This is a genomic window from Tenacibaculum agarivorans (assembly GCF_001936575.1).
GTDB lineage: Bacteria > Bacteroidota > Bacteroidia > Flavobacteriales > Flavobacteriaceae > Polaribacter > Polaribacter agarivorans.
Genome location: NZ_MSMP01000072.1, coordinates 1 through 5,749, shown reverse-complemented (window position 1 = coordinate 5,749; position 5,749 = coordinate 1). Strand labels below are relative to the sequence as shown.

The window sequence follows — 5,749 nt, the reverse complement described above, 5'->3', positions numbered from 1 at the left end:
GTCTCGCTTGATAAATGTACTGTAGGTTGTAGCCTCTGAAGGTCCATATAAATCATAAACCGACTCCACTGAACTTTCCGCGTAAATACGATCTACTAAACTCGGTAATAAAGGCTCTCCTGCTAGGTTGATTGTTTTTACTGTTTCTGACAACTTCCCTGAGTCTAAAACACCTAATAAAACACTTGGTACTGTATTTATTAATGATACCGAAATATCTGAATCTTCAACTAAGGATAATAAGTTATCCACCAATTCAATTTTTGATCCTGAAGCTAACGAGGTAAATAGTTCGAAAATCGATAAATCGAAGTTAATCGATGTACTGGCTAACATTCCTAACTCAAGTGATTCTTCAAAATTATCTAATGCCCAGTTCACTAAATTGAACATATTTCCATGTTCTATTAAAACACCTTTGGGCTTTCCGGTACTTCCTGAGGTATAGATTACATAAGCTAAATCAGCTTGAGTAATTTTAGTTTCTAATCCTGAAGCTGAATAACTCGCTATTGTATCCCAATCACTATCTAACGATACAATGGTTATGTCTTTCTTATGCTCTAAAATAGTTCGACTTTGAGCACTGCTTAACACCAAACCAGTAGCTGTGTCTTCAATCATATAATCTACACGATCTTGCGGATAATTAGGATCAATTGGAACATAAGCGCCTCCTGATTTGAGAACTCCTAAAATACCAACCAACATTTCTAAGCTACGCTCAATACAAATGCCTACAAAACCGTCTGATTCAACTCCTTGATCACGTAAATAACGTGCTACTTGATTCGAACGCTGATCTAGTTCCTTATAACTTAATGCTGTTCCTTTATAAACTATCGCTGTCGCTTTTTGTGATTGTTGTACTTGGGCTGCAAATAAGTCTAGTATTGTTTTATCTAATGCATAATCTGCATCAGTAGCATTGAATACTTCCAGTAATTTTGTTTCTTCTTCTTTTCCTAAAATTGAAATCGCAGCTACTTCTTTATCATCTTCTGAATCTAAACTCTCTACTAACTGCTCTAACACTTCTTGCATGTATACAATCACACGATCTGCTTCTATACTTTCTTCTATCTGAGCAGTTAAACCAAAATCATTTCCATAATCGTCAATACTTAATGTAAATGGATAATTTGTTCGTTCTTGTCCGTCTATATTAATAATTCCTAAATCAATAGAACTTTCCTCTGCTTCTTCATCAGATGAAATAAAAGAATGACGGAAGTTTAATAGTGCACTAAATAATGGGACTTCATTAGAAACTCCACTCCAGTCTTGAATGTTTGATAATGGAGTTTGTTCGTATGGTAATAATTCTTGTAATCTCTGTTTAACTTCCTCTACATAAGCTAAAATATTTCCTTCTAAAGCTATGTAAAATGGTAAGGTATTAATAAACAATCCTAATGAATCTCCTGCTCCTGATGCTCCTTGTAATCTACCTGAGAATAAAGAACCAAAAATTGCATACTCCATGTTACTGCATTTTCCTACTACAATTCCATAAGCAGCATGAAATAATATTGCAGGACTCATCCCTAGTTTTGTAGTTACTGTACGTATTTTATTACTTAACTCTTGTGGTAAAATAGCTACAGTTTCTTTTATAGAAGATCCTTTTACTTGAATGTTTGATAAATCAAATGGATAACTTGGTGTATCAACTGTTCCTAGTAAGTTTGTAAAGTAAGCAGCACTATCATTTGTAGCTTGCTGATGTAGGGTATGTCCAATAAAGTCTCGATATAAAACAGGTTCTGGTAAACTAGCTCCTTCTCCTGAAATATATGTTACTATCTCTGAAATAATTTTTTCTAATCCAATATGATCTATGATTAAATGGTGCTCTAATAGCACTAAATAGTACGTAGTATTCTGTGGATCGTCTGCTACCTGTAGGTGTAATAATGGAGCTTTCGTAACATCCATCCATTGGTTACCTGGTGCTGTTAATTCTTCTAATTCTGATAGTACATCTTTAGATGAATCAAGATCTAAGGTTTCTACTTTTAATAATGCTTCTCTCGATACTATCTGAACTGGAGTTGGTAAACCTTCACTTACAACTGCTGTTCTTAAAACATCGTGACGATTTACAACAAACTGTAAAGCTTCAATGAATGTACTTCGTTCTTCTGCTGTTTTAAATGATAATAGATAAGGAATTACATATGGATCACCTTCTTCTTTATCACTCATTAAATGATGGAAATAAATTCCTTTTTGTAATGGTGATAATGGATACATGTCCTGAATATTTGCAATACCTCCATCAATATAAGATATAACAGTATCAATATCTTCTTGCTCAAAATCTAGCAAAGGAACCATTTCAGGAACAATTCGATCTGTACCTATAGTTATTCCGTTTTCTGGAACTTGATATGCAGTATATTCTGATGAAATCTTTTCTCCAATAGCTTCAATTGTAGAATTTGAAAAAATATCTTGTACTTCTACATGGTAATTCAGTTTTTGTAAGCGTGAAATTAACTGAACGACTAGTAAACTATGCCCACCTAATTCAAAGAAGTTATCGTAAATACCAATCTTTTCTATCTTTAGTATATCTTGCCAAATACTAGCTAATTCTTGCTCTATTTTTGTACGTGGCGCTACATAATCTTGCCTAGACAACATAGCCCCATCTGGTTCTGGTAAGGCTTTCCTATTTAATTTACCATTTACCGTTAACGGCATCTCATCAAGCTCAACCCAAAGTGTAGGCACCATATATTCTGGTAAGCTTTCTTTTAATTCTGATTGAATCGCTTCTTTATCAAACACCTCTGATGCAACTACATATCCTACCAAGCGTTTGCTTCCTATAGCATCTTCTTTTGCCAATACACAACATTGACTTACTGAGCTTAATAATGACAACGCATTCTCTATTTCGCCTAGCTCAATACGATATCCTCTAATCTTTACTTGGTTATCTTTTCTGCCAATGTATTCAATATTCCCATCTGGTAACCAACGTGCTAAATCACCTGTTTTGTACAATCGATCACCTTTAGCAAATGGGTTTTCAACAAAACGCTCTGAAGTTAGTATTGGTTTATTATAATATCCTCTAGCTACTTGAACTCCACCAATACATAACTCTCCTGCAACTCCTATTGGTGCTAAGTTCATCGCATCATCTACTACATATAAACTAGTATTGGCTACTGGACTTCCTATTAAGACATTTTTTATTGCTCTGTCTAACGGTACTTGCCAATAACTTACATCAATAGCAGCTTCGGTTGGTCCGTATAAGTTGTGTAATTCGACTTCTGTAAATTTCTCATTAAATGACTGTACATGATCTACCTGTAAGGCTTCTCCACTACAAATTATTCGTTGTAAACTACTACAATCACCCGCACTAATTTCTTCTAAGAATACACGTAACATAGACGGTACAAAGTGCATTGTAGTAATACTGTGTTGCTCTATAATCTCTTTTAAGTAGCGTGCATCTTTATGTCCTTCTGGTTTTGCAAATACTAACTTTGATCCACAAATTGTTCCCCATAATAGCTCCCAAACAGAAACATCGAAACTAAAAGTTGTTTTCTGTAAAATAGTATCCTCAGCTGTTAATTGATATTCTGACTGCGTCCATAATAAACGGTTTACAATACCATTATGCTGATTCATTACTCCTTTAGGCTTTCCAGTACTCCCTGAAGTATAAATTACATAAGCCAAATTTTCAGGAGTTAATACTGTACTTAAAGCTTCTGAACTATACGTTTCTATTGTATTCCAATCACTGTCTAAAGAAATACAACTAATTCCTTCTTTACCTTCTAAAATTGCCTCACTGACTTTTGCGCTACTTAATACCAAATTAATATTTGCATCATTCAGCATGTAATCAATACGATCTTCTGGATACTCAGGATCAATAGGAACATAAGCACCACCTGCCTTTAAAATTCCTAAAATACTTAGGAGCATTTCTAGACTACGTTCTATACAAATACCTACTAAAATATCTGGTTGTATTCCTTGATCACGTAAATAGTGTCCTAATTGATTAGAACGTAAATCAAGCTCTTTAAATGTTAGTTGTTTATCTTCAAAAACAACTGCTACTGCATCTGGAGTTTTGGCAACTTGTTCTGCAAATAAATCTACTAAAGTCTTCTCTAATGGATAATTAACAGTAGTGTTATTGAAAGCTTCTAATAATTGAATTTCTTCTTCTTTTGGTACTATTGTTATACTTGCAACATCTTTATCTTCTGATTTTAAACCTTCCACTAATTGGGTTAAAATCTCCTGCATGTAATCCAGTACTTTATTCGGATGTTCTCTATCAATCTGTACATTTAATCCGAAAAGTTCTCCATAATCGTCAACATTTAGAATTAACGGATAATTAGTACGCTCATAATCACTAATAACTGTAATTCCTAAATCGATACTTTCTTCTTTTTCTTCAACTTCAGTTGCAACTGAAGAATGACGGAAATTCAATAGCGCACTAAATAATGGTACATCGTTAGCAATGCTACTCCAGTTTTGGATACTTGAAAGTGGTGTTTGTTCATAAGGCAATAACTCTCTTAATGTATTACTTACTTCATGAATATACTCCGTAATACTTCCTTCTAATGTTGTTAAAAATGGTAATGTATTGATAAAAAGACCTAAGGAATCCGACGCTCCAGATGCACCTTGTAAACGCCCTGAGAATAGAGATCCAAAAATAGCGTAATCTGAACCAGCATTACTACATTTAGCTATTAAGATTCCATATGCTGCATGGAAAATTACAGCTGGACTTATACTTAACTCAGTAGAAATTTTTCGAATTTCTTTACTGAATTCATCTGATAAAATTACTCTAGACTCCTTAACAGCACTACCATTTCCTTGTACGTTTGATAAATCAAACGGATATGTTGGTTCTTCAATAGCTCCTAATAACTCTTTGAAATAAACAGCACTATCGTTAATTGATTGCTGATGTACAGTATGTGCTATATAATCTCGATATAAAACCGGTGTAGGAAGGTTAGCTCCATTACCTAATAAATATTGTTCCATCTCCGAGATTACTTTTTCCATTCCTATGTGATCCAGTACCAGGTGATGTTGATTTAACAATAAGTAATACGTTCCATTCTTTGGATCATTAGCCAATTTAAGCTGTAACAACGGTGCTTTGGAAACATCCATCCATAAATTACCTGGAGCTTTTAATAATTCCAATTCTGTTAACATATCTTTAGATTCATCAATAGCTAAATATTCTAAAGATAATTTTGCTTCTCTAAGTACTACTTGTACTGCACTTGGTAAACCTTCACTAACAAAACATGTACGTAATACATCATGACGATCTACTACAAATTGTAATGCCTCTATAAAGTTTGTTCGTTTTTCTTCCTCTGTAAATGATAACAATCTTGGTAATACATAAGGATCACCTTTTTCCTGATTACTCATTAGATAATGGAAATACATTCCTTCTTGTAATGGTGATAATGGGTAGATATCTTGAATATTAGCAACGCCTCCTGAAACACTTGCTATAATTTTATCAATATCTTCTTGATCAAAGTCTAATAAAGGCACCATTTCTGGTACAATACGATCTGTATCTATTGTAATTCCATTGGCTGGTACTTGATATACAGATACATCTTCTGAGATTCTTTCTGCAATTTGAGCAACTGTTGGATTAGAGAAAATATCTTTAACTGCTATATGATAATCTAGCTTTTGTAAACGTGAAATC

General features: G+C 33.8%; 1 protein-coding gene. It reads right to left on the bottom strand.

Features of this window, described 5'->3' with window-relative positions:
- A partial coding sequence (locus BVC87_RS22810; RefSeq protein ID WP_143569897.1) for a non-ribosomal peptide synthetase occupies positions 1-5,749 on the bottom strand: 5,749 nt, incomplete at both ends.